General features: G+C 71.7%; 23 protein-coding genes. 13 read left to right on the top strand and 10 right to left on the bottom strand.

Annotated features, from left to right (window positions below; all coding sequences use genetic code 11):
* Window positions 1-92 precede the first annotated feature (92 nt).
* The gene (locus MKK68_RS05265) at window positions 93-464 is read left to right on the top strand and encodes a DUF3140 domain-containing protein (protein WP_244029157.1); all 372 of its coding nucleotides are present in this window, start codon (window positions 93-95) and stop codon (window positions 462-464) included.
* Window positions 465-512: 48 nt separating this feature from the next.
* On the opposite strand, the gene MKK68_RS05260 is transcribed toward MKK68_RS05265, so the two are convergent.
* The 4 genes from MKK68_RS05260 to MKK68_RS05245 form a co-directional block, all read right to left on the bottom strand.
* Window positions 513-848, bottom strand: coding sequence for a hypothetical protein (locus MKK68_RS05260; protein ID WP_243936035.1), 336 nt, complete (start codon window positions 846-848; stop codon window positions 513-515).
* A gap of 152 nt (window positions 849-1000) precedes the next feature.
* Window positions 1001-1213 carry a hypothetical protein gene (locus MKK68_RS05255; protein ID WP_147842880.1) on the bottom strand — a complete coding sequence of 71 codons (213 nt, stop codon included), beginning with the start codon at window positions 1211-1213 and terminating at the stop codon, window positions 1001-1003.
* 128 nt (window positions 1214-1341) lie between these two features.
* On the bottom strand, window positions 1342-2559 hold the full coding sequence (locus MKK68_RS05250) for an LL-diaminopimelate aminotransferase (RefSeq protein ID WP_243936033.1): 1218 nt from the start codon (window positions 2557-2559) through the stop codon (window positions 1342-1344).
* Between the two features lie 111 nt (window positions 2560-2670).
* On the bottom strand, window positions 2671-3114 hold the full coding sequence (locus tag MKK68_RS05245) for a hypothetical protein (protein ID WP_279605211.1): 444 nt from the start codon (window positions 3112-3114) through the stop codon (window positions 2671-2673).
* Window positions 3115-3295: 181 nt separating this feature from the next.
* Here MKK68_RS05245 and MKK68_RS05240 point away from each other — a divergent pair, with 181 nt between their 5' ends.
* From MKK68_RS05240 to bioB, 4 genes are all read left to right on the top strand, one after another.
* Window positions 3296-5062 (top strand): class I poly(R)-hydroxyalkanoic acid synthase, encoded by a 1767-nt coding sequence (locus MKK68_RS05240; RefSeq protein WP_279596223.1) that lies wholly within the window; start codon window positions 3296-3298, stop codon window positions 5060-5062.
* A 69-nt stretch (window positions 5063-5131) separates the two neighbouring features.
* Complete coding sequence (locus tag MKK68_RS05235; RefSeq protein WP_244029154.1) at window positions 5132-6016, top strand: fumarylacetoacetate hydrolase family protein; 885 nt, start codon at window positions 5132-5134, stop codon at window positions 6014-6016.
* Window positions 6017-6126: 110 nt separating this feature from the next.
* Window positions 6127-7119 (top strand): DUF808 domain-containing protein, encoded by a 993-nt coding sequence (locus tag MKK68_RS05230; RefSeq protein WP_244029152.1) that lies wholly within the window; start codon window positions 6127-6129, stop codon window positions 7117-7119.
* A 47-nt stretch (window positions 7120-7166) separates the two neighbouring features.
* Complete coding sequence (bioB, locus tag MKK68_RS05225; RefSeq protein WP_409567171.1) at window positions 7167-8165, top strand: biotin synthase BioB; 999 nt, start codon at window positions 7167-7169, stop codon at window positions 8163-8165.
* Between the two features lie 3 nt (window positions 8166-8168).
* On the opposite strand, the gene MKK68_RS05220 is transcribed toward bioB, so the two are convergent.
* The 4 genes from MKK68_RS05220 to mnmA form a co-directional block, all read right to left on the bottom strand.
* Window positions 8169-9581, bottom strand: coding sequence for a sensor histidine kinase (locus MKK68_RS05220; protein WP_244029148.1), 1413 nt, complete (start codon window positions 9579-9581; stop codon window positions 8169-8171).
* A gap of 282 nt (window positions 9582-9863) precedes the next feature.
* Window positions 9864-10661: a TVP38/TMEM64 family protein gene (locus MKK68_RS05215; protein ID WP_147860349.1), complete on the bottom strand. Its 798-nt coding sequence runs from the start codon at window positions 10659-10661 to the stop codon at window positions 9864-9866.
* A complete protein-coding gene (locus MKK68_RS05210; protein WP_147729569.1) occupies window positions 10658-11308 on the bottom strand; it encodes a class I SAM-dependent methyltransferase in 651 nt (216 codons plus the stop codon). Before MKK68_RS05210 ends, MKK68_RS05215 begins: the two co-directional genes overlap by 4 nt.
* A gap of 51 nt (window positions 11309-11359) precedes the next feature.
* The gene (mnmA, locus tag MKK68_RS05205) at window positions 11360-12517 is read right to left on the bottom strand and encodes a tRNA 2-thiouridine(34) synthase MnmA (RefSeq protein WP_244029146.1); all 1158 of its coding nucleotides are present in this window, start codon (window positions 12515-12517) and stop codon (window positions 11360-11362) included.
* A 264-nt stretch (window positions 12518-12781) separates the two neighbouring features.
* On the opposite strand from mnmA, the gene MKK68_RS05200 reads away from it, so the two are divergent.
* The 8 genes from MKK68_RS05200 to MKK68_RS05165 all read left to right on the top strand — a co-directional run bounded on the left by MKK68_RS05200 (window position 12782) and on the right by MKK68_RS05165 (window position 20551).
* Window positions 12782-14137, top strand: a complete 1356-nt coding sequence (locus tag MKK68_RS05200; RefSeq protein WP_244029144.1) for a flagellar hook-length control protein FliK — start codon at window positions 12782-12784, stop codon at window positions 14135-14137.
* A gap of 13 nt (window positions 14138-14150) precedes the next feature.
* The gene (locus MKK68_RS05195) at window positions 14151-14831 is read left to right on the top strand and encodes a flagellar hook assembly protein FlgD (protein WP_243935999.1); all 681 of its coding nucleotides are present in this window, start codon (window positions 14151-14153) and stop codon (window positions 14829-14831) included.
* Window positions 14832-14923: 92 nt separating this feature from the next.
* Window positions 14924-15199: a DUF1153 domain-containing protein gene (locus tag MKK68_RS05190; protein ID WP_147728884.1), complete on the top strand. Its 276-nt coding sequence runs from the start codon at window positions 14924-14926 to the stop codon at window positions 15197-15199.
* A 220-nt stretch (window positions 15200-15419) separates the two neighbouring features.
* Entirely contained in the window at window positions 15420-17036 is a 1617-nt protein-coding gene (fliF, locus tag MKK68_RS05185; RefSeq protein ID WP_147728883.1) for a flagellar basal-body MS-ring/collar protein FliF, read from the top strand.
* A 50-nt stretch (window positions 17037-17086) separates the two neighbouring features.
* Window positions 17087-18139 carry a flagellar motor switch protein FliG gene (locus tag MKK68_RS05180; RefSeq protein ID WP_147728882.1) on the top strand — a complete coding sequence of 351 codons (1053 nt, stop codon included), beginning with the start codon at window positions 17087-17089 and terminating at the stop codon, window positions 18137-18139.
* Window positions 18136-18747 carry a FliH/SctL family protein gene (locus tag MKK68_RS05175; protein ID WP_147859732.1) on the top strand — a complete coding sequence of 204 codons (612 nt, stop codon included), beginning with the start codon at window positions 18136-18138 and terminating at the stop codon, window positions 18745-18747. The genes MKK68_RS05180 and MKK68_RS05175 overlap by 4 nt, the downstream gene beginning before the upstream one ends.
* A 17-nt stretch (window positions 18748-18764) precedes the next feature.
* A complete protein-coding gene (gene fliN, locus MKK68_RS05170; RefSeq protein WP_244029142.1) occupies window positions 18765-19103 on the top strand; it encodes a flagellar motor switch protein FliN in 339 nt (112 codons plus the stop codon).
* Between the two features lie 83 nt (window positions 19104-19186).
* The gene (locus tag MKK68_RS05165; protein ID WP_244029140.1) at window positions 19187-20551 is read left to right on the top strand and encodes a sigma-54-dependent transcriptional regulator; all 1365 of its coding nucleotides are present in this window, start codon (window positions 19187-19189) and stop codon (window positions 20549-20551) included.
* On the opposite strand, the gene MKK68_RS05160 is transcribed toward MKK68_RS05165, so the two are convergent.
* Together MKK68_RS05160 and MKK68_RS05155 are read right to left on the bottom strand one after the other, a co-directional pair.
* Window positions 20542-21816: an ATP-binding protein gene (locus MKK68_RS05160; RefSeq protein ID WP_244029138.1), complete on the bottom strand. Its 1275-nt coding sequence runs from the start codon at window positions 21814-21816 to the stop codon at window positions 20542-20544. The two genes, MKK68_RS05165 and MKK68_RS05160, sit on opposite strands and share 10 nt — an antisense overlap.
* A gap of 18 nt (window positions 21817-21834) precedes the next feature.
* Window positions 21835-22872 carry a lysylphosphatidylglycerol synthase domain-containing protein gene (locus MKK68_RS05155; RefSeq protein ID WP_147842486.1) on the bottom strand — a complete coding sequence of 346 codons (1038 nt, stop codon included), beginning with the start codon at window positions 22870-22872 and terminating at the stop codon, window positions 21835-21837.
* Window positions 22873-22923: the final 51 nt, after the last annotated feature.

Here is a 22923-nt window from a genome sequence, read left to right as displayed (position 1 = left end):
TCATGCGACGCTCCCACCCGCGCCGACCCGTGAAACCACGGCCGCCTCGTGCGTTGACCGGGGATTTTCACCCCAATCGGGAGGGACGCGCGATGACCAAGGCCGAGAACAAGGATTCGCGGGACGACGCCGAGCGCGACCGCGAGCAGACCCGGAAGGAGTTCGACGCGGCGGTGAACATGACGCCCGCCGCCTTGAGGAAGCATCTCGACTCCGACGCCAGCAAGTCGGTCGGGCAGAAGTCCGGCGGCGGCGAGGCCACCGGGCACAAGGAGGGGCGCCGCATCCTCGAGATCAAGGCCAAGAAGAAGGCCGACCTCACGGACGACGATTACGGCCACATGCGCAAGGTCGTCGGCTACGTCCGCCGGCACCTCGCGCAGGGCGGCAAGTCGCGCAACGATCCCGACTCGGCCTGGGCGCTGTCGCTGATGAACTGGGGCCACGACCCGTCGAAGGACTGAGCCGGATCGCGCGGCGCGTTGGAAAAACAGCGCGCCGCGTCGAGCCCGTCAGTGCTGGCCGTAGCCGGCGATCCAGGCCGGTGCCAGCACGTAGCGCCGCTTAACGCGGGGATCGGTGCGGCCCTCCATGAGGCCGCTGTCGTAGTAGTTAAAGCCGGTGATGCCGTAGCCGCCGCCGTTCATCACCTGCGGCACGGCGATCGCCGGCACCGCGAGGTCGGGGCGCGCGGGCGGGACGATCGGGCGGTTGGCGCCGTCGACCTGCAGCACGGTGGGGCCGTCCGGACCCTGGAACACGTAGGCCCCGGACTGGGCCTGGGCGGCACCGACACCGGCGAGCGCGAACAGGCCGGCGGCGAGGCCGTGTCGGAGGAAGGTGTTCATCGCGTGCTCCGTCGCTGAGGGGCGGGTTCGATCGTCGGGGCATCATGCCCGATGCGCGGCCGCGTGTCCGTCGCCGCGACGCGCCGGCCGCGGCATCGCCCCCGGAAAAACCGACCGGAAGCCCCGGTCGGTCGGCTCTCGATCAGCCTCGATCAGCCCTTGGAATGCAGCACGACCGCCGGCTGCCGGGCGATCGGCTTGCAGGTCGTGTCGAAGGCGTTCAGCACCAGCGGGCGCGAATCGCAGGCGAAGGCCGCATCGGGGCCCGGCGCCGGGATCGGGTCGCGGGCGACGATCGGGTTCGGCGCGCAGGCCGAGGCGGCTGCCGCCAGCAGCAGGGCGGCGGGCAGGGACAGGCGACGCATGCAAGCCTCGGGGACGCGAGTGCGGATCATTGCCGCCGACCCTGCGCACGGGGCCGGCGGGTGACAAGCACATGCAGCACACCCATCGCGCTTTGGCCGGGCCTGTCGCCCCGCCGCAACAATCGGGATCAGGCGCTCTTGGCCAGCGGCACGACGTTGTGCAGCGTCTTGTCCGCGGTCTCGAGGAAGCGGCGGACGTTGCGGGCCGCCTGGCGGATGCGCTGCTCGTTCTCGACGAGGGCGATGCGGACGAAGTCGTCGCCGAACTCGCCGAACCCGATGCCGGGCGCCACCGCGACGTCCGACTTCTCGAGGAGGAGCTTCGAGAATTCGAGGCTGCCGAGCGCCTTGAACTTCTCCGGGATCGGCACCCAGGCGAACATCGAGGCGGCGGGCGCCGGGATCTTCCAGCCGGCCTTGCCGAAGGACTCGACCAGCGCGTCGCGGCGCTTCCTGTAGATCGCCCGCATCTCGTGGATGCAATCGTCCGGCCCGTTGAGCGCGGCGGTGGCCGCGACCTGGATCGGCGTGAAGGCGCCGTAATCGAGATAGGACTTCACCCGCGACAGCGCGGCGAGCAGGCGCTCGTTGCCGACGGCGAAGCCCATGCGCCAGCCGGCCATCGAATAGGTCTTCGACAGCGAGGTGAACTCCACCGTCACGTCGATCGCACCCGGCACCTGCAGCACCGAGGGCGGCGGCTCGCCGTCGAAGTACACCTCGGCATAAGCGAGGTCCGAGAGCAGGATGATCTCGTGGCGCTTCGCGAAGGCGACGAGGTCCCGGTAGAAGTCGAGCGTCGCCACGTAGGCCGTCGGGTTCGACGGGTAGCAGACCACCAGGGCCACCGGCTTCGGGATCGAGTGCGCCATGGCGCGCTCCAGCGCCGGGAAGAACGCGGGCGTCGGCTCGGCCGGGACGGAGCGGATCACGCCGCCCGCCATCAGGAAGCCGAAGGCGTGGATCGGGTAGCTCGGGTTCGGCACCAGCACCACGTCGCCCGGCGCGGTGATCGCCTGCGCCATGTTGGCGAAGCCCTCCTTCGAGCCGAGGGTGGCGACCACCTGGGTGTCGGGGTTCAGGCTCACGCCGAAGCGGCGCTGGTAATAGCCCGCCTGGGCGCGGCGCAGGCCGGCGATGCCCTTCGAGGCCGAGTAGCGGTCGGTGCGCGGGCGCCCGGCCGTCTCGCACAGCTTGGCGATGACGTGCTTGGGGGCATCGAGGTCCGGGTTGCCCATCCCGAGGTCGATGATGTCGGCGCCGTTGGCGCGGGCGGCGGCCTTGATCCGATTGACCTGCTCGAACACGTAGGGGGGCAGGCGCTTGATGCGGTGAAAATCGGTCATGGCCATCTGTCCATCGGCGCGGATCCCGTGGGGCGGCACTGGCGGCCCCGACGGGTGGCGGTCGGCCTCTCTAACATCGAAGCGGCCTGCCGCCGACCCCGAATATCGGCCTTATTGTGCCGGCTGGGCCGGCGCGCTCGCCGGCTTCGTCGCCTTGCCGGCGCTCTCCGCGGCCCGGCCCCGCGATTCGTTGCGGCCGCGGGCGCCTTCGAGCTCGGCTTCCAGCGCATTCTGGCTCTCGGCCGACTTCGCCCGCACCGGACGCGCCGGAGCGGAGACGCCGACCGGCATGAACTCGGTCCCGCCCTTCGGCCGCGAGTTCGCCACGAAGTCCGGCGCGGCGACGGTTTTCGGGCCGTAGCCGGCCTCGACCGCCAGCGTCTTGATCGGCGAGAGGTCGGAGGAGCAGGCGCCCGTGGCCGCCGCCGCGCAGAGCGCGAGCGTGCCGAGGAGGCGCCGGAACGCGATGCCCTGCGCTGCGGAGCCGGACGGATTCGACGGCCTGCCCGGAGAAGTCGTGCCGGGATCCGGAACCTTGTCGCAAGTTGAGGTCATGCCGCAGTTATATCGCCGTTCGCGCCTGCCGCGCTGGGCAAATTCGGGGTTGGCGCGTTAATTTGGCGGAAACGAGGCTCGGACCGCCCTCCGGGGCGGGTGCTCGGGTCCGCCCGCGCTGCCGGCGCGGACGAAGCCAGGGAGTGGATCACGCGTGACGACGCAGCCGACGACGCCCGCGATGCTCGATTTCGAGGCCCTCTCGCGCAATGCGGGCCAGTTCATGGAACAGCTCGGACGGGCCGCCGCGCGCTACGTCGCTCCCGAGGACGGCCTGCCGGTCCAGCCCAAGCCGCCGCAGGAGGCGAGCGAGCTCGTGCGCACCCTCGGCACCGTGGCCGAGACGTGGCTTTCCGATCCGAAGCGGACGCTCGAGGCGCAGGCCAAGCTCAGCGAGGCCTTCGTTGCTCTGTGGGGCACGACGTGGATGCGCCTCCAGGGCCAGGAGGCCGAGCCGGTGGCGCAACCCGAGCCGAAGGATGCGCGGTTCGCCGACGCCGAATGGTCGTCGAACCCGTACTTCGACTTCATCAAGCAGGGCTACCTGATCACCACCCGCTGGGCCGAAGGCCTGGTGAACGAGGCCGAGGGCATCGACGAGCACACCCGCCACAAGGCGCAGTTCTACCTGCGCCAGCTCGCCGGCGCGCTCTCGCCCTCGAACTTCGTGATGACCAACCCCGAGCTGATCCGGCACACGCTGCAGGAGAACGGCGCCAACCTCGTCCGCGGCATGAAGATGCTGCAGGAGGACATCGAGGCCGGCGCCGGCGAGCTGCGCGTGCGCCAGACCGACCGGAACGCGTTCGAGTTCGGCGTCGACGTCGCGGTGACGCCCGGCGAGGTGGTGTTCCGCAACGACCTGATGGAGCTGATCCAGTACGCGCCGCGCACCGAGACGGTGCTCAAGCGCCCGTTCCTGATCGTGCCTCCGTGGATCAACAAGTTCTACATCCTCGACCTGAATCCGGCGAAAAGCTTGATCGGCTGGATGGTCGACCAGGGCCTCACCGTCTTCGTGATCTCCTGGGTCAACCCGGACGAGCGCCACCGCGACAAGGACTTCGAGTCCTACATGCGCGAGGGCATCGAGGCGGCGATCGACGCGATCGGCGTCGCCACCGGCGAGACGGAAGTGGCGGCGGCCGGCTACTGCGTCGGCGGCACGCTGCTCGCCGTCACGCTCGCGATGCAGGCCGCCACCGGCAACAAGCGCATCAAGAGCGCGACCTTCCTGACCACGCAGGTCGACTTCACCCATGCCGGCGACCTCAAGGTCTTCGCCGACGAGGGGCAGATCCGGCAGATCGAGACCCAGATGGCCGAGCGCGGCTACCTCGACGGCGCCAAGATGGCCAACGCGTTCAACATGCTGCGGCCGAACGACCTTATCTGGTCCTACGTCGTCAACAACTACGTCAAGGGCAAGCCGCCGAGCGCCTTCGACCTGCTGTACTGGAACGCCGACGCCACCCGCATGCCGGCGGCCAACCACGCCTTCTACCTGCGCAACTGCTACCTCGAGAACAACCTCGCGCAGGGCCGGATGGTGCTCGGCAACATCCGCCTCGACCTGAAGAAAGTGACGGTGCCGGTGTTCAACCTCGCCACCCGCGAGGACCACATCGCGCCGGCGATCTCGGTGTTCGAGGGCTCGTCGAAGTTCGGCGGCCCGGTGGACTACGTGCTGGCCGGCTCCGGCCACATCGCCGGCGTCGTCAATCCGCCCTCCAAGCCGAAATACGGCTACTGGACCGGCGGAAAGGCGGAAGGGCGCCTGGAGGATTGGCTCGGGGCCGCCACCGAGACCAAGGGCTCGTGGTGGCCGTACTGGTTCAAGTGGCTCGAGGCGCAGGCGCCCGAGCGCGTGCCCGCCCGCAAGCCCGGCGGCGACGCGCTGCCCTCGCTGGCGCCCGCCCCCGGCACCTACGTGCGCATGAAGGCCTGAGCGTCGGCTTGACCCGCCTGCCGCGGCGACCACCTTCCGCGTCAGGATCGTTCGAAACGGGGGGCGCACATGAAGCTGGTTCGGCACGGAGCGACGGGAGACGAGAAGCCGGGCCTGATCGACGGGAACGGCGGCCTGCGCGACCTGTCCGCGGTCCTGCGCGACATCGCCGGGCCCGGGCTCTCGCCCGAAGCGCTCGACCGCCTGCGCGTGATCGACCCGGAGACGCTGCCGCTCCTGCCGGCTTCGACCCGGCTCGGCCCCTGCGTCGGCGGCACCCGCAACTTCGTCGCGATCGGCCTGAACTTCGCGGATCACGCCGCCGAGACCGGCTCGCCGATCCCGTCCGAGCCGATCGTCTTCAACAAGGCGCCTTCGTGCATCGTCGGCGCCAACGACACGGTGATCATCCCCAAGGGATCGGCCAAGACCGACTGGGAGGTCGAGCTCGCCGTGGTGATCGGCTCCCGCGCCTCCTACGTCCACGCCAACGAGGCGCTCGACTACGTGGCGGGCGTGTGCATCTGCAACGACGTTTCCGAGCGCGAATGGCAGATGGAGCGCGGCCCGACCTGGACGAAGGGCAAGGGCTGCCCGACCTTCGGGCCGCTCGGCCCGTGGCTCGTGACCCTCGACGAGATCCCCGACCTCGGCAACCTCGCGATGAGCCTCGACGTGAACGGGCAGCGAATGCAGACCGGCTCGACCGCGACGATGATCTTCGACGTGCCCCAGCTCGTCGCCTACGTCTCGCATTTCATGATGCTCGAGCCCGGCGACATCATCACCACCGGCACCCCGCCCGGCGTCGGCCTCGGCATGAAGCCGCCGCGCTATCTCAAGGCCGGCGACGAGATGATCGTGCGCATCGAGGGGCTGGGCGAGCAGCGCCAGCCGGTGATCGCGTTCGACGACTGGACCGCGAAGGTCTCCGCCGGCGAGCCCACGAACTGACGCTTTTCCTCGACGGCTGCGGTCGTGCCGCCGCGACGGACGGCGATCCGCTCTCGACTTCGTGAACGTCCTCTGCACAGAAGGTTCGGTACCTCGGAGGACGCCGTCACGTGAGCATCGGTCTGATCGCCCTTCTCGACGACATCGCCGGGATCGCCAAGGTCGCCGCGGCCTCGCTCGACGACGTCGCCGCCCAGGCGGCCAAGGCCGGCGTGAAGGCGGCCGGCGTGGTGATCGACGATGCGGCGGTGACGCCGCGCTACGTCGTCGGCTTCGCCGCCGAGCGCGAGCTGGCGATCGTCGGCAGGATCGCGCTGGGGTCGCTGCGCAACAAGCTGCTGTTCCTGCTCCCGGCCGCCCTGGCGCTCGGCGCCTTCGCGCCCTGGGCGATCACGCCGCTGCTGATGCTCGGCGGCGCCTACCTCTGCTACGAGGGCGCCGAGAAGGTCTACGAGGCGCTGTTCCCGCATGCCGGCCACGCCGACGACACCCCGGGCGATGCCGCCGGCGACGGCCGGGCGATGGAGGACCGCAAGGTCTCGGGCGCGATCAAGACCGACTTCATCCTCTCGGCCGAGATCATGGCGATCACCCTGGCGGCGCTGCCCGACGGCGGCGTCGCCACGAAGGCCGCCGTGATGGCGCTGGTGGCCGTCGGCATCACCGCCTTCGTCTACGGCGCGGTGGCGCTGATCGTGAAGGCGGACGACGCCGGTCTGGCGATGGCGGCGAGCACCTCCACCTCCGCGTTCGGCGGCGTCACCCGCGCGCTCGGCCGGGGCATCGTCACCGGGATGCCGCCGTTCCTGGCCCTGCTCGCCATCGTCGGCACGGCGGCGATGATCTGGGTCGGCGGCGGCATCCTGGTCCACGGGCTCGAGACCTACGGCCTGCCGCAGGTCGCCCACGCCCTGCATGCGGCCTCCGAAGCGGTCGCCGGCCTGCTGCCGCCCGCCCTGTCCGGCCTTGCCGAATGGCTGGTGACGGCCGCCGGCTCCGGTCTCGTCGGCCTCGTCGTCGGCGGCCTGCTGATTCCGCTGACCAGCTTCGTGATCGCGCCGGCCTGGCATGGCCTGTCGCGCCTGCGCGGTGCGGCGGCCTGAGCCGGACGGCTTGATTTTCGCCCGCGGATTCGCCTCATGGGCGCATGATGCAGCCGACCCCGCTCCCCGCCGCCCCCGCCATCCGCCACGACTGGACGGTCGAGGAGATCCGCGCGATCCACGACCTGCCGCTGCTCGACCTCGTGTTTCGCGCCGCCTCCGTGCACCGGGCCCACAACGATCCGGCCGACATCCAGCGCGCCTCGCTCCTGTCGATCAAGACCGGCGGCTGCCCCGAGGATTGCGCCTACTGCCCGCAATCGGCCCATCACAAGGGCACCGGCATGGCCAAGGAGCGCCTGATGCCGGTCGACGCGGTGCTGCGCGAGGCCGCCGAGGCGAAGGCGGCCGGGGCGCACCGGTTCTGCATGGGCGCCGCCTGGCGCCAGCCGAAGGACGGCCCGGAATTCGACGCGGTGCTGGCCATGGTCCGCGGCGTGCGCGGCCTGGGCATGGAGGCGTGCGTCACCCTCGGCATGCTGACGCCGTCCCAGGCCGGGCGGCTCGCCGAGGCCGGGCTGACCTCCTACAACCACAACCTCGACACCGGCCCGGACTTCTACGAGGACATCATCTCGACCCGGACCTACGCCGACCGGCTCCAGACCCTGGAAAACGTGCGCGAGGCCGGCATCGGCCTGTGCTGCGGCGGCATCGTCGGCATGGGCGAGGGCGTGACCGACCGGGCCGCGATGCTCCAGGTGCTCGCCAACCACGCGCCGCATCCCGAGAGCGTGCCGATCAACGCCCTCGTCGCCGTCGAGGGCACGCCGCTGGAGGACCGCCCGCCGGTCGACCCGCTCGACCTCGTGCGGATGTGCGCGACCGCGCGGATCGTGATGCCGAAGGCGCGGGTGCGCCTCAGCGCCGGGCGCAAGGGGCTGACCCGCGAGGCGCAGATCCTGTGCTTCCTCGCCGGCGCCAACTCGATCTTCTACGGCGAGCGCCTGCTGACCACCGCCAACAACGAGACCGATTCCGACGCCGCCCTGCTGCGCGACATCGGCATCACGGTGGCCGCGCCCATGATGGAAGCCGCCGAGTAGGCCTCAGGCCTCGGCGTCCGGCAGCACGATCCGGAACCGGGTGCCCTCGGCGGCGGGGTCGAGCGACAACGTCCCGCCGTTCAGCCGCACGAGCTCGGAGGCGATGGCGAGGCCGAGCCCGGTGCCGCCCGAGCGCATCGAGCCCTGGAAGGCCTCGAACAGGTGCTCCTTCGCCCGCGCCGGCAGGCCGGGACCGTTGTCGGCCACCAGGATCGTCACCGCACCGGCGCATTCGCGCCCGGCCGCGATCCGCACCTCCGGCGAGGCCACGTTCGCCTCGGTGAAGTCGTGCGCCTGCACGGCGTTGCGCACCAGGTTTCCGATCGCCCGCCCGATCTGCTCGGAATCGGCGAACACCGTCAGCTCGGGGGCGACCTCGGTCACGACCCGGACGCGGCCGTGGGCGGAGAGCGCCGCGAGATCGGCGAGTTCCGCGAGGACCGGGGCCAGCGCGAACGCGCGGCTGCGCGGCGTGCGCTCGGCGGCGCGGCCGTAGGCCAGCGTCGCCTCGCAGAAGCGGATCGCCCGCCCCAGCGTCGCGACGAGGCGCGGCGCCACGCGCTGCACCGTCGGGTCCGAGGTTTCCTCGAGCCGGTCGCCGAGCAGCTGCGCTCCGGTCAGCAGGTTGCGCAGCTCGTGGTTGATCTTGGCGACCGAGAGCCCGAGCTCGGCGAGCCGGCGCTTCTGGCGCAGCTGGTCCGCGAGCGTCCGCTGCATCCGCGCCAGCGCGGTCTCGGCGAGCCCGATCTCGTCGCTGCGCGGCGCGGGCGTGATGATCCGGTCGGCCCCCTCCGGGTCGTCGGCGAAGGCGGTGATGTTGCGCGCGAGCCGGCGCACCGGCCGCACGATCAGGGTCTGCAGCACGAAGAAGACGAGGCCGGCCGCGGCGGTGGCGATGATCAGCGACGACACCGCCAGCCGGATCGCGAAATCGACCACCGCCTGCTTCAGCGGCGCGTCGTCGAGGATTATCTCGACCAGGTCGAAGCCTTCCCAGCCCTGGCCGACGATGCGGATCGGCTCGTCGACCGGTTCGGTCAGCGTCCGCCAGGCGCCGCGGATGGCGCACCAGATCGATCGGTTGCGCAGGTCGACCGTGTCAGAGACCCGGTCCGGCATCGGCTCGATCGACAGGAGCTGGCGGGTATCGCCGTCGCGGACCGCGATCGCGCGGGCGCCGACGCCGGCCAGCAGGCGCCGGGCGAGCTCGTCGGACACCGGGTGCCCTTCGCTGGCATCGAGCACGAGGGCCGCGACCTGCGCGGCGCTGATTCTGTCGGACAGCCAGGACAGGCGGTAATTCGCGACCGCGGGCACGAAGATCAGGATCTCGATCGCCGCGACGAAGGCGACGGTGACGAGGAAGAGGCGTCCGGAAAGGCCGAGGCGCTTGAGCCAGCGGTCGGAACGCGGCACCGCGACGGGCGCGTCGCGCTCTGCCGCCTCCGTCGAGTCCGTGTCAGTCCTTGCGACCACTGCTATCCCGGCCCCGGAAAGCGCGGCGACCCCGTGCCTCTTCGCGAACGTCCCGTCGCCACCCGCATCCCCTGGCCGAGACGGTGGCACGATCATCCCTCGTAGCCCGCGGGCCGAGGAAGCGTCGAGGGGGCATCACCCCCGGGATCGGCGCGCGAACGCGATTTTCAGTACGCAGCGTGGGGATAATCGCGTCCCGCGAAGGTCGAGCGGTCCCGCGGATCAGCCCGCGTTGCGCCGGATGAAGCGCCGCCGCAGGCCGATCGAGAGCAGCGCGAACAGGCCGAGGCCGCCGAGGCCGATCACCATCCGCGGCGTCACCAGCGCGCGGAAGCTCAGCGCGTTGTCGCAATCGCTGCCGCCGGCGGACAGGCATACTGCTTTCGCGTCCGCATGGGCCGCGACCACGTCCTCGATGCCGGCGCCGGTCGCCGCGTAGACGAAGGCGCCGGGCAGCAGGCCGCAGGCGGTGGCGAGCACGAAGGTGCGCAGCGCCACGCCGAACGCGGCCGGCCCGAGATTGGTCATCCAGAACGGGAACAGCGGCAGCAGGCGCAGGAACACGATGTAGCCGAAGGCATCGTTGCGGAACCCCTCGGCGAGCGCGCCGAGCCGCGGGCCGGCCACCCGCCGCAGCAGGTCCGAGGCCGGCCCGCGGCCGATCGCGAAGACGATCGCGGCGCCTGTGGTGGCGGCGCAGACGGCGACGATCGCGCCGGTGACGATGCCGAACAGGAAGCCGCACACCATGGTGAGGATCAGCGTCGCCGGCACCGAGACGACGACGGAGCCGACATAGATCAGGTAGGCCAGCACGAGGGCGCGCGGGCGGTCCGCCTCGACGAAGGCGCGCAGCCATTGCCGCGACTCGAGCAGCCGGTCGAGGCTGAGGAGCTGCGACGCGCCCGAGACCAGCACGGCGATCGACAGCGCGATCAGCAGCGCCAGGGGCAGCCAGCGCAGCGCGCGGCGGCGGGCGGAGCGCGGACGCTCGGGCGGCGTCGCGCCGGCCGCGGTCACGCGGGCTTACGCATCCGCAGGATCTTGAAGAACCCGCCCGGGAAGGTCGGCGCGACGCCGATGAACTCGACGCCGTTGCGCCGCGCCCAGGCCTCGATCCGGGTCGACTTGAAGTCCGACGACCAGCCGATCTTCGTGCAGAGCGGCGCGACGATCTCCTCAACCTTCGCCACCGGTCCCTCGGTCTGCCCGAAATGGTTGGCGAGCACGATGCCGCCGCCGGGGCGGACCACCCGCAGGAACTCGGACAGGGCGGCTTCCGGGTCGGGCACCAGGGTGATCAGGAACTGCGCCACCACCGCGTCGAACGACGCATCGGCGTAGCCGAGGCGGCAGACGTCCATCACCTGCAGGCCCTTCACGTGGGTAAGGCCGCGGCGCTGCACCTTGCGGCGGGCGCGCTTCAGCATGTCCTCGGACAGGTCGACGCCGCAGACGAAGCTGGCGCGCGGGTAGTAGCCGAGCGACAGGCCGGTGCCGACGCCGGCCTCGAGGATGCGCGGGCCGCTCTCGGCGGCGGCGGCCACCGCGGCCCGGGCGGCCGGCTCGGTGAGCTTGTCGTAGACCACGTCGTAGACCGGCGCCCAGCGGGCATAGGCCTTGCGCATCAGGGCGGTGCTCGGCCCGGCCTCCGGCTCGCTCAGCATTCGTGTTCTCTTCCGGTCTCGAGGGGGATGTTCAGAGCGGGCCGCGTCGGATCACGCGGCTCTCGCCGCGCCGGCCGAGGCCGCGTCGATGCGGCGGATCGTGCCGCCGCCGAGCACGCGTCCGCGCGGGGTCTCGTCGGCGTAGATCGCGCAGGCCTGGCCCGGCGAGACCCCGTCCTCGGGCACGGCCAGGACGATCTCGGCGGCGCCGGTCGCGGGGTCGTAGTCGAGCCGGGCAAGGCGCGGCTCGCGCGTCGAGCGCACGCGCACCGCGACCGCCATGTCGGAGACGGGGCCCGGTGCCCCGAGCCAGTTCACGTCGGTGAGCCGGATGCGGTGGGTCGCCAGCGCGGTGCGCGGGCCGACCACCACGCGGGCGGTGTCAGGCTCGAGCCGGACCACGTAGAGCGGCTCGGGCGAGGCCACGCGCAGGCCGCGGCGCTGGCCGACGGTGTAGTGGATGATGCCCTCATGGCGCCCGAGCGCCTGGCCTTCGAGATCCACGATCTCGCCCGGCCGCGCGGCGTCGGGGCGGAGCCGCGCGATCACGTCGGCGTAGCGGCCCTGCGGCACGAAGCAGATGTCCTGGCTGTCGGGCTTCTCCGACACCACCAGCTCCAGCTCGCGCGCCAGGCGCCGGGTCTCGTCCTTGGGCAGCTCGCCGAGCGGGAACCGCAGGAAGTCGAGCTGGTCCTGCGTCGTGGCGTAGAGGAAGTAGCTCTGGTCGCGCGCCGGATCGAGGGCGCGGTAGAGCGCGCGGCGCCCGCCCTCCCCCGGCAGCGCCCGGCTCGCGACGTAATGGCCGGTGGCGAGGCAGTCGGCGTCGAGGTCGCGGGCGGTCGCCAGCAGGTCGCGGAACTTGATCGAGCGGTTGCACTCGACGCACGGGATCGGCGTCTCGCCGGCCAGGTAGCTCTCGGCGAACCGGTCGATCACCGCGTCGCGGAAGCGGTCCTCGTAGTCGAGGACGTAGTGCGGAATGCCGAGGCGCTCGGCGACGCGGCGGGCGTCGTGGATGTCCTGGCCGGCGCAGCAGGCGCCCTTGCGATGGGTCGCGGCGCCGTGGTCGTAGAGCTGCAGGGTGATGCCGACGACGTCGTAGCCCTGGCGCTTCAGCAGCCCGGCCACGACGGAGGAATCGACGCCGCCGGACATGGCGACGACGACGCGCGTCTCGTGCGGGAGCTTGGCAAGATCGAGGGAGTTCATGGCGCCGGGTCTGACGGCGGCACGGGTCTGCGAAGATCCCGCCGCACGGGCCTGTCTATAGTGTGTGTCGTTCGGCGTTTCCAGGGCGCGTCCCGATCGCCGCGGTCGACCGCCCCGGCAAGTCCTGCCGGGCACGCGGCAGCATCGGCCCGCGGCGGCATGATCCCCCAGCCGGTCCTTCGCCGAAAGACGATGTTTCTCAGTATCTTGGCTCGGCGCACGCGCTGGCCTGTCGCTTGCTCCGCCTCCCGCAGGAGAGCGTGCATGGCGGTGGGAACGACGGACTTCGTGGATGCGGCGGCGCAGGCATCCGCCCGCGCGACGACGCGCGACCTGGCGGATGCGGCGGCGGCGCATGCCCGCTTCGGCCGCGATCTCGAAGCCGCCACCGCCAAGGACAACGCCCAGGCCCGCAACGCCGCCGAGCGCCAGCGCAGCGCGGACGCGACCGCCGCCGGCCGGGCCGACCGCGCCAAGGCCGCCGACCTCGCTGCCGCCGACGCCAAAACGGCCCGCGCCGCTGCAATCCGCGACGCATCCGCGAAGGCCGGCCCGGCCGCGCCGGGCGCGGGTGCCGCGCCGTCCGATCCCGCTCCCTCGCGATTTGGCACGGCGGCGACCGCCCGCGATGCCGGTTCGACCCAGCCCGAGGCGGAAGCGCCGGCCCAGGACGATGCGCCGCCGACGGAGGACGCCTCGGCGGCCTCCGCCGGCAAGCCGGCGCCGACGAAGACCGCGGCGGCCGAGACCGAGGACGGCAAGGTCACCGACGCGAAGGCCGCCGACGCGAAGGGTGCCGACCCGAAGGCGGCCGACGTCGCTCTCGCGACCCCGACCCTCGCGCTCGTCCTCGGCGCTGCGCCTCCGACGCGTCTCGGCGCCGCCGCGAAGGCGATGTCGGCCGGCACCGGCGCGACGGCGGCAGCCGGCGTCGGCGTCGCGGGCACGACGGCGGGCGCCGGGCTGGCCGAGATCGCCGGCGGGACGGCATCGCCCGCAGACGCGACGGGCGACGATGCGGTGGCCGGCGCGGATGCCGGGCCGGGCACGGCGGCCAAGGCCGACCTCTTCGCCGCGCTCACCGACGCCGCGTCGGCCGGCCCCGCGACGCCGCACCCCGTCGCCAAGGCCCAGGCCGCGCCGTCCGGCTCCTCGCCGATCGCCGCGGACAAGGCCGCGGCCCAGCCGACAGCGGCGCCGGTGCCGCTCGGCCAGGTGCCGATGACGATCGGGCTGCGGTCGCTCGCCGGATCGAGCGAGTTCCAGATCCGGCTCGATCCGCTCGAGCTGGGCCGCGTCGACGTCACCCTCGACATCGACAAGGACAAGGGCACCGTCACGACGCATCTCGTCGTCGAGCGCGTCGAGACCCTGGCGATGCTCCAGCGCGATGCCGGCAGCCTGCAGCAGGCACTGGCCCAGGCTGGGCTCGACCCATCGCAGGGCGGCATCACGATGTCGCTGCGCAGCGACGGCGGATCCGGCGGGGAGACCGCGCAGCGCGGCGGGCAGCCCGGCCGCGGCAGCGCCCCGCCCGGCACCCCTTCCGAGGCCGCCGTCGCGGAAATCGCGCCGACGCGCGCGCTCCGGGGCCTGAGCGGCCTCGACATCCGAATCTGAGGAGGCTCCCACGATGACCAGCGGCATTTCCAGCCTGACCAGTGCGGCCTCATCGAGCAGCACGGGCAAGACCGCCGACAGCGCGACGCTGGCGAGCAACTTCACGCAGTTCCTGACCCTGCTGACGACGCAGCTGAAGAACCAGAACCCGCTCGACCCGATGGACACCAACCAGTTCACCCAGCAGCTGGTGCAGTTCGCGCAGGTGGAGCAGCAGCTCAAGGGCAACGACCGCCTCGACAGCATCCTGGCGAGCAGCAAGGCGGCGAGCTCGGCCTCGGCCACGAGCTACATCGGCAAGACCATCACCACCGACGGCACCACCGCCGACCTCAAGGACGGCTCCGCGACCTGGAGCCTGACGCCGGCGCGCGCGGCGACCAAGGCGGTGGTGACGATCTCCGATTCCAACGGCAACGTCGTCGGCACCCAGACGACGTCGCTCGCCGCCGGCCCCCAGACCTTCTCCTGGAACGGCAAGAACTCGTCCGGGCTTGCCTCGGCGGCGGGCACCTACTCGATCAAGGTCTCGGCCACCGATGCGACCGGCGCCGCCGTCTCGGTCGCGACCGAGACGACCGGCACCGTGGACGAGGTCGACCTCAGCGGGGCCAACCCGGTCTTGGTCATCGGCACCTCGCGCGTGCCGCTCTCCAGCGTCACCGGGATCGGGTTGTCCACAACCTCGGGATAACGAATCACTTCCGAGTGATCCGCTTCAACATGTTTTAAGCCCACGCAAGTAGGTTGATGGCTCGACAGGTCAGTCGAGTTGTAGAGCGTATCATGACCGAACCGCACCGCCCGAGAGTGAAATACGTGATCGGGCCCGATGGAAGTCCCCTGACGATCGCCGACCTGCCGCCCACGAGCACCCGTCGATGGGTGATCCGCCGGAAGGCCGAAGTGGTGGCCGCCGTCCGCGGCGGTCTCCTTAGCCTGGAAGAGGCTTGCCAGCGCTACACCCTCACCACCGAGGAGTTCCTGAGCTGGCAGTTCTCGATCGACCAGCACGGCCTTGCCGGCCTGCGCACCACGCGCATCCAGCATTACCGCCACTGACTCGACCCCGTGCCCCGGCCGGCGCGGTTCAGCCCGCGCGGTCGCCGCCGGTTTCACGCGAAGCCGCATCCGCCTCCCGCGGATGCGGCTTCGCTGCTTGGAGGGCCTCGGCGATGGAGGGGCGGCGGCCATTCGTTAACCGCCCGCTAACCACGGCCTGGGCAAATTCTGCCGGGCGGGGCCGATCGCGGCGCCCGCCTGGGGTGGGCGCGTAACAGCCGTGAAGCCGGTTCTCGATCTCGTCACCAAGCTCGGACCGGCGCGCCTCGCCGCGATGGCGGCGGTGACGCTGACCCTCATCGGCTTCTTCGCCTTCGTGATCCTGCGGGTCTCGCGCCCCGACATGGGCGTGCTGTTCGCCGACCTGTCGGCCCAGGATGCGGCCGCCGTGGTGCGCGACCTCGATGCCCGCGGCATCCGCTACGAGACCCGGGGCGACACCGGCCAGACCGTGATGGCGCCGCGCGCCGACCTGCCCCGCCTGCGCATGGACCTCGCCGGCAAGGGCCTGCCGAGCCAGGCCGGCGTCGGCTACGAGATCTTCGACAAGGGCGACGCGTTCTCGTCGACCAACTTCGTCCAGAACGTGAACCACCTACGTGCCCTCGAAGGCGAGCTGTCGCGCTCGATCCGGGCGATCGGCCGGGTCCAGGCCGCCCGCGTCCACCTCGTCCTGCCCGAGCGCCGCCTGTTCGAGCGCGACCGCGAGCTCCCGAGCGCCGCCATCGTCCTGAAGCTGATGGGCGACCTCGATGCCGGCCAGGTCCGCGCGATCCGGCACCTGGCCGCCTCCGCGGTCGAGGGCCTGAAGCCCGAGCGCGTCTCGATCGTCGACGAGCGCGGCCGGCTCCTGGCGGACGGCGCCCGCGGCGAGCAGGGCGAGGCCGGCGCCTTCGAGGAGAAGCAGACCGGACTCGAGCGCCGCTTGCGCTCGCAGATCGAGGAGATCGTCGCCGGCATCGTCGGGCCGGGCCGTGCCCGCGTCCAGGTCTCGGCCGAGCTCGACATGAACCGCGTCGAGAGCCGCTCGGAGACCTTCGACCCCGAGAGCCGCGTGGTACGCTCGAGCCAGACCCGCACCGAGGCCTCGCAGACCGCCAACAACGAGGGCTCGGTCAGCGTCGGCAACGAGCTGCCCGGCGCGGCCCAAGACAAGGCGCCCGCGCCGAAGGATTCCTCGAACAAGAACGAGGAGACCACGAACTACGAGATCTCCAAGGTCACGCGGACCGAGGTGGTCGAGGGCGGCCGGGTGAAGCGCCTCTCGGTGGCGGTGTTGGTCGACGGCGCCTACGCGCCCGGCCCCGACGGCAAGGTCGCCTACCAGCCCCGGCCGGCGGCCGAGATCGAGCGGATCGCGGCCCTGGTGCGCAGCACCGTCGGCTTTGACAAGGCGCGCGGCGACCAGATCGAGGTGGTGAACCTGCGCTTCGCCGAGGCGCCGACCCCGGCCGACTTCGTCGAGCCGACGCTGATCCAGTCGCTGCTCAGCCCGACCAAGGAAGACGTGATGCGGTTCGTCGAGCTCGGCGTGCTCGCCTTGCTCACCCTGATCGTGCTGCTCGTCGTCGTGCGTCCGCTGCTGCGCCGCGTGCTCGCCTCCGACCCGGCGGCGACGCCGCTGCTCGGTGCGGCGGGCGCGGCGGGCGGGGTGGACATCGAAGCCGGCGGCACGATCCTGGTGCCGCGGGAGAACCAGACCGCCCGGCTGATGGAATTCGCCAAGATCAACGGGCAGATCCAGGCCGACACCGTGCAGCGGGTGGTCGACATGGTCCGCGCCAGCCCGTCCGAGACGGTCGAGGTCCTGCGCAACTGGATCCAGGAAACGCCGTAGCCGGCACGATGCGAACGACGACCGAGTGGCTTTGAGGAGGGGACGGGACGATGGCGGCGGGTGCGGGACTGGGTGAGAGCTTGCAGGACCTCGGGGGATCGGCGTTCGCGTCGATGCCGGGGCCGCAACGTGCCGCCGCGCTGCTGCTGCTCCTCGGCGAGGCCGAGGGGGCGCCGATCTGGCAGCGCCTGGAGGAGGACGAGATCAAGACGGTCTCGCACGCGATGGTCCAGCTCGGATCGCTGGAAGCCGAGACGGTCGAGAAGCTGATCATCGACTTCGTCTCGCGGCTGTCGACCGGCGGGGGCATCACCTCGAACTTCGAGCGCACGGAGTCGCTGCTGCTGAAGATCTTCCCCACCGAGCAGGTCTCGATGATCATGGCCGAGATCAAGGGCGCCTCGGGCAAGCGGGTCTGGGCCTCGATCGCCCAGGTCGATCCCGAGATCCTCGCCGCCTTCCTGCGCAACGAGTACCCGCAGACCGTCGCCGTGGTGCTGTCGAAGGTGCGCTCCGACTACGCGGCCAAGGTGCTCACCCTGCTGCCGGAGGAATTCGCCATCGACGTGCTCAACCGGATGCTGCGGATGGAGACCGTGCAGAAGGAGGCGCTCCGCCACATCGAGGAGACGTTGCGCGTCGAGTTCGTCGCCACCATCGCGCAATCCGCCCGCCGCGACGCGCACGAGATGATGGCCGACGTCTTCAACGCCTTCGACCGCCAGACCGAGGGCCGGTTCCTGGCCGCCCTCGACCAGGGCAACCGCGGCTCGGCCAAGCGCATCCGCGAGCTGATGTTCACCTTCGAGGACCTACTCAAGCTCGATCCCGGCAGCGTGCAGACGCTGATGCGCTCGGTCGACAACGAGACCTTGTGCCGTGCGCTGAAGGGCGCCGACGAGCGCGTGCGCGGCTTCTTCCTGGCGCAGATGTCGACCCGCGCCGCCAAGAACCTCACCGACGAGATGGGCTCGATTGGCCCGATCCGCCTCAAGGAGGTGGACGAGGCCCAGGCCAAGATGACCGAGCTCGCCAAGGACCTCGCCGACAAGGGCGAGATCATGATCGCCAAGAACAGCGCCGAGGAGGAGCTGGTCTATTGAACGCCAAGCCCGCTCCGGCCAAGACGCCGTTCCTTTTCGAGACCGACTTCCGCCGGCCGCAGCCGAGCCGCGAGAGCGTGCGCGCGGCCGAGGCCGCCGACGAGGCCGCCGCCCACGCCCACGCCCGCGGCGTGCAGGAGGGCCGCGCCCAGGCCGAGGCCCAGGCGCAGGCGCGGCTGTCCGATGCGATGACCCGCCTGTCGCTCGCCGCCGCCGGGCTGATCGCGCAGGCCGACGCCCGCGACGTGGCGCGCGAGGACCAGGCGGTCGAGGTGGCGGTGCTGCTCGCCCGCAAGATCGCGGGCGACGCCCTCGACGCCCGGCCGCTCGCCGCGATCGGCGAGGCGGCGCGTGCCGCCCTCCAGCACCTGCGCGGCGTGCCGCACCTTGTCGTGCGCGTCCATGACGGCCTCGTCGAGGAGGCCGAGGGGCTGATGAAGCGGCTGGCGCGCGAGCGCGGCTACGAGGGCCGCCTCGTCGTGCTGGGCGATCCCGACATGGCGTCGGGCGACGCCCGCATCGAGTGGGCCGACGGCGGGATCGTGCGCGAGCGCGCCCGCATCGAGGCCGCGGTCCTCGATGCCCTCGGCACCACCGTCGAACCCTGAGAGATCGAAAGAGCCCGATGTCCGACGATTTCAGCCTGCCGCAGCTCGGCGAACAGGATCCGGTCTTCGCGGGCGAGGATTCGATCCGCGACGTGCCGACGACGCCCAAGAGCGCCTCCGACCTCGAGCAGCTCTTCGACGTGCCGGTGATGGTGTCGGCGGTGCTCGGTGCCGTGCGGATGCCGATCGGCGACCTGCTCCGCCTCGCCCCCGGGGCGGTGCTGGAGCTCGACCGCAAGGTCGGCGAGGCGGTCGACATCTTCGTCAACAACCGCCTCGTCGCCCGCGGCGAGGTCGTCCTGGTCGAGGATCGCCTCGGGGTGACGATGACCGAGATCGTCAAGGGCGACCGCTGACCTCTTGAGACCCGGGCCCCGCGCTCCGCCGTGCACGACGGGGCGGTCCGCGGCGCCGACACAGTTAGAACGGAGACACTGCGATGCGGCTCTTGATCATCGGACGGCTCAACGGCGAGCTGATCACCGCCTCGAAGATCGCGATGAACCGCGGGGCGGCGGTGACCCAGGCCGACGGCGTCGCGCAGGGGCTGAACGTCCTGCGCGCCAAGGGCGCCGACCTCATCATGATCGATGTCGGGCTCTCGATCCGCGACCTCGTCGCGGCGCTGAGCGAGGAGCGCATCCGCACCCCGGTCGTCGCCTGCGGCGTCACCACCGACGCGAAGGCCGCCGTCGCCGCGATCCAGGCGGGCGCCAAGGAGTACATCCCCCTCCCCCCGGACCCGGACCTGATCGCCGCCGTGCTCGAGGCGGTCTCGGCTGACGGACGCGCCTTCGTTTGGCGCGACGCCTCGATGGATAAGGTGGTGCGCCTGGCCGAGCAGATCGCCCGCTCGGAGGCCTCGGTGCTGATTACCGGCGAGAGCGGCACCGGCAAGGAGGTGCTCGCCCGCCACGTCCACCAGAAGTCGGCACGCGGCAACAAGCCGTTCGTCTCGGTCAACTGCGCCGCGATCCCCGAGGCCCTGCTCGAATCCGAGCTGTTCGGCCACGAGAAGGGCGCCTTCACCGGCGCGGTCGCCCGGCGCATCGGCCGCTTCGAGGAGGCCAACGGCGGCACGCTGCTGCTGGACGAGATTTCGGAGATGGACGTCCGCCTGCAATCCAAGCTGCTGCGGGCGCTGCAGGAGCGGGTGATCGACCGCGTCGGCGGCTCGGCCCCGGTCAAGGTCGACATCCGCGTGCTCGCCACCTCGAACCGCAACCTCGCCGAGGAGGTCCGCAAGGGCACGTTCCGCGAGGACCTGTTCTACCGCCTCAACGTCGTCCACCTGCGCCTGCCGCCCCTGCGCGAGCGCCCGGCCGACATCCTCGAGCTCGCCGCGCACTTCGCCAAGAAGTATGCCGAGGTGAACGGCGTGCCGGTGCGGCCGCTCGGGCGGGCGGCGCAGGAGATGGTGCTGAAGAACCCGTGGCGCGGCAACGTGCGCGAGCTCGAGAACACTCTGCACCGGGCGGTGCTGCTCGCCTCCGGCCCTGAGATCGGCGCCGACGCGATCCTGACGCCGGAGGGCGACTCGATCGCCGCGCCGGTCGGTGCCGCGACGCGCGCGGCCCAGGTGGCGGAAGCCGCGACCCGCGGGCTCGTCGGCCGCACCGTGGCGCAGGTCGAATGCGACCTGATCCTCGACACCCTCGACCATTGCCTCGGCAACCGCACCCATGCGGCCAAGATCCTCGGCATCTCGATCCGGACGCTGCGCAACAAGCTCAACGAGTATGTCGGCTCGGGGCTCGAGGTGGCCGAGCCCGGCTCCGCCCGGGCGATCGCCGCCTACGGCTGATCGGCCTCCGCCGTCGGCTCCGCCGCGGCGCGGGGGCGGTGCTCGGGAAGCGTCACGCGCACCACCGTGCCGGCACCGACCTCGCTCTCGAAGGCGAGGCGGCCCCGGTGGCGGTTGAGGCTGTGCTTGACGATGGCGAGGCCGAGCCCGGTGCCGCCCTTCTGGCGGCTCGACGCCACGTCGATGCGGTAGAAGCGCTCGGTCAGGCGCGGCAGGTGCTCGGGGGCGATGCCCGGCCCGTCGTCGCGCACGCTCAGCACGATGCGGCTGCCGAGCAGCGCGTCGCGCGTCCGCGCCAGGCCGACGACGACGCTGCGGCCGCCGTACTTCACCGCGTTCTCGATCAGGTTCTCGACGACGCGCAGCAGCTCGTCCGGCTCGCCGAGCACCGGATACGCGCCCTCCCCCGCCTCCAGGACGACCGCGACGCCGCGGGCCGCCGCGAGCGCCCCTTGCGCATCGACCATCTGGCGGGCGATCGTGCCGAGGTCGACCACCTGGGTCGGCGCCACGTGCTCGCGCAGCTCGATCCGCGAGAGCGAGAGCAGGTCGTCGATCAGCCGGGTCATCCGCTGCGCCTGGCTGTGCATGATGCCGAGGAAGCGCTCGCGGGCCGGCGCGTCGGCACGGGCCGGGCCCTGCAGCGTCTCGATGAAGCCGAGGAGCGAGGCCAGCGGCGTGCGCAGCTCGTGGCTGGCATTGGCGACGAAATCGACCCGCATCGCCTCGAGGCGCCGCGCGGCGGTGAGGTCGCGCAGGAACAGCACCACGTTCGGCTGGCCGCCCTCCGGCATCGGCAGCGCGCCGATCTGGACCTCGAAGGCGCGCTCGGTCGGCACGCGGACGGCGTAGGTGGTCTTCGCGGGCGCGCCGGTGCGCAGCACCGCCTCCACCGCGTCGAGCACGTCCGGCGCGCGCAGGGCGAAGGAGAGGGGGTGGCGCAGGCGCAAGGCCGGCAGCAGGGCCCGCGCCGCCGGGTTCGCCTCAATCACCACCGCGCGGCGGTCGATGAGGATCACCGGGTCGGGGATGTTGGCGAGCAGCGCCTCGGCGACCGCGTGGCGATCGGTCTGGCGCAGGCTCGGTGACGCGGCGATCGCGTCGCGCCCGCGGGTGGCGAGGAAGCCGCCGACGCAGATCGCCGCGAGCCCCGCCGCGATCATCGGCCCGTCGAGGAGGCCGCGGTGGTACGCGAAGAGACCGACGAGCGAGACCGCCGTCGCCGCGCTGGTCCAGGCCGTCCGGCTCGTGGCGGCCTCAGGCATGCTCGCGGCCGCCGAGGCTCACGGCTCTCCGCGCGCGCGGCCCGCCCGCTTCACGATCTCATAGGCGCCGAGCATCGCCAGCGCGGTGACGAAGGGCACGACGTAGTAGCAGATCCGGAACAGCAGCAGAGAGCCCAGCACCTGCTCCCGCGGCAGGCTCGACAGCGCCAGCAGGATCGTCGCCTCGAACACGCCGAGCCCGCCGGGCGCGTTCGAGGCGATGCCGAGCATCGCCGCGAGGACGTAGATCGCCAGGAAGGTGGTGAAGCCGATGGAGAGGCCCGCCGGCATCAGCACGTACAGCACGGCGGCCGCCGCGCAGACGTCGCCGATGCCGACCACCATCTGCCCCAGGGAGACGGAGGCGCCCGGCAGCTCCAGGCGCCATTGCCGGATGGTGACGTGCCGGCGCTTGGCCGAGACCCAGCCGAGATAGCCGAGCACCAGGGCCAGCGCGAACAGCCCGACGCCCTGGTTGATCCGGATCGACGTGAAGGCGAGGCCCGCGAGCTGGCTCGCCTCGATGATCAGGCTCAAGCCCAGCACCACGCCCATGCCGAGCCAGAAGGTGAAGCCGGCGATGACCGTGAGCGCGGCGATCTTCGCCGCGGTGAGGCCCTGGCGCGCATAGATCCAGTAACGGATCGTGCCGGCGGTCAGCAGCGGGAAGCCGAGCGTGAAGCTCACCGCGTAGCTCGTGAACGAGGCGAGCGCGGTGATCCGGTAGGGCACCTTGATCCGCAGCTGTCGCAGGGCGAGTGCGTCGTAGCCGGTGAGGAAGAGGTAGCTGACGAAGACGAACAGGAAGGCGAGGCCGAGCTGGTCGGAGCTGGCCTCGACGAACGCCTTGCGCAGATCCGCCCAGGTGACGGTCTGGACCAGCTTCCACAGGACGCCGAGCGAGACGGCGAACAGGATGATGCTCGCCGCGGTGCCGAGCCAGGCGTAGCGGCTGCGCCGGCCCTTGCCCGCCGTGCCGTCGGCCGGGATCGGCGCGTCTGGCGCGGCCGTCTCGGCATGATCGCGCGTTCCGCGATGCTGATCGTGGACGTTCATTCCGATCGGCGTCCGCCTCCGCCGGATATCCCGCCCGGCCGGCGAGCGGGC

Source organism: Methylobacterium sp. E-016 (assembly GCF_022829745.1).
Classification (GTDB): Bacteria; Pseudomonadota; Alphaproteobacteria; order Rhizobiales; family Beijerinckiaceae; genus Methylobacterium.
This window is presented reverse-complemented; position numbering and strand designations above follow the sequence as displayed.

Bases quoted from the DNA above. Each gene is read 5' to 3' on its own strand.
- MKK68_RS05265 (WP_244029157.1), top strand. From the start codon at position 93: ATGACCAAGGCCGAGAACAAGGATTCGCGGGACGACGCCGAGCGCGAC.
- MKK68_RS05260 (WP_243936035.1), bottom strand. From the start codon at position 848: ATGAACACCTTCCTCCGACACGGCCTCGCCGCCGGCCTGTTCGCGCTC.
- MKK68_RS05255 (WP_147842880.1), bottom strand. From the start codon at position 1,213: ATGCGTCGCCTGTCCCTGCCCGCCGCCCTGCTGCTGGCGGCAGCCGCC.
- MKK68_RS05250 (WP_243936033.1), bottom strand. From the start codon at position 2,559: ATGACCGATTTTCACCGCATCAAGCGCCTGCCCCCCTACGTGTTCGAG.
- MKK68_RS05245 (WP_279605211.1), bottom strand. From the start codon at position 3,114: ATGACCTCAACTTGCGACAAGGTTCCGGATCCCGGCACGACTTCTCCG.
- MKK68_RS05240 (WP_279596223.1), top strand. From the start codon at position 3,296: ATGCTCGATTTCGAGGCCCTCTCGCGCAATGCGGGCCAGTTCATGGAA.
- MKK68_RS05235 (WP_244029154.1), top strand. From the start codon at position 5,132: ATGAAGCTGGTTCGGCACGGAGCGACGGGAGACGAGAAGCCGGGCCTG.
- bioB (WP_409567171.1), top strand. From the start codon at position 7,167: ATGCAGCCGACCCCGCTCCCCGCCGCCCCCGCCATCCGCCACGACTGG.
- MKK68_RS05210 (WP_147729569.1), bottom strand. From the start codon at position 11,308: ATGCTGAGCGAGCCGGAGGCCGGGCCGAGCACCGCCCTGATGCGCAAG.
- mnmA (WP_244029146.1), bottom strand. From the start codon at position 12,517: ATGAACTCCCTCGATCTTGCCAAGCTCCCGCACGAGACGCGCGTCGTC.
- MKK68_RS05200 (WP_244029144.1), top strand. From the start codon at position 12,782: ATGGCGGTGGGAACGACGGACTTCGTGGATGCGGCGGCGCAGGCATCC.
- MKK68_RS05195 (WP_243935999.1), top strand. From the start codon at position 14,151: ATGACCAGCGGCATTTCCAGCCTGACCAGTGCGGCCTCATCGAGCAGC.
- MKK68_RS05190 (WP_147728884.1), top strand. From the start codon at position 14,924: ATGACCGAACCGCACCGCCCGAGAGTGAAATACGTGATCGGGCCCGAT.
- MKK68_RS05180 (WP_147728882.1), top strand. From the start codon at position 17,087: ATGGCGGCGGGTGCGGGACTGGGTGAGAGCTTGCAGGACCTCGGGGGA.
- fliN (WP_244029142.1), top strand. From the start codon at position 18,765: ATGTCCGACGATTTCAGCCTGCCGCAGCTCGGCGAACAGGATCCGGTC.
- MKK68_RS05165 (WP_244029140.1), top strand. From the start codon at position 19,187: ATGCGGCTCTTGATCATCGGACGGCTCAACGGCGAGCTGATCACCGCC.
- MKK68_RS05160 (WP_244029138.1), bottom strand. From the start codon at position 21,816: ATGCCTGAGGCCGCCACGAGCCGGACGGCCTGGACCAGCGCGGCGACG.
- MKK68_RS05155 (WP_147842486.1), bottom strand. From the start codon at position 22,872: ATGAACGTCCACGATCAGCATCGCGGAACGCGCGATCATGCCGAGACG.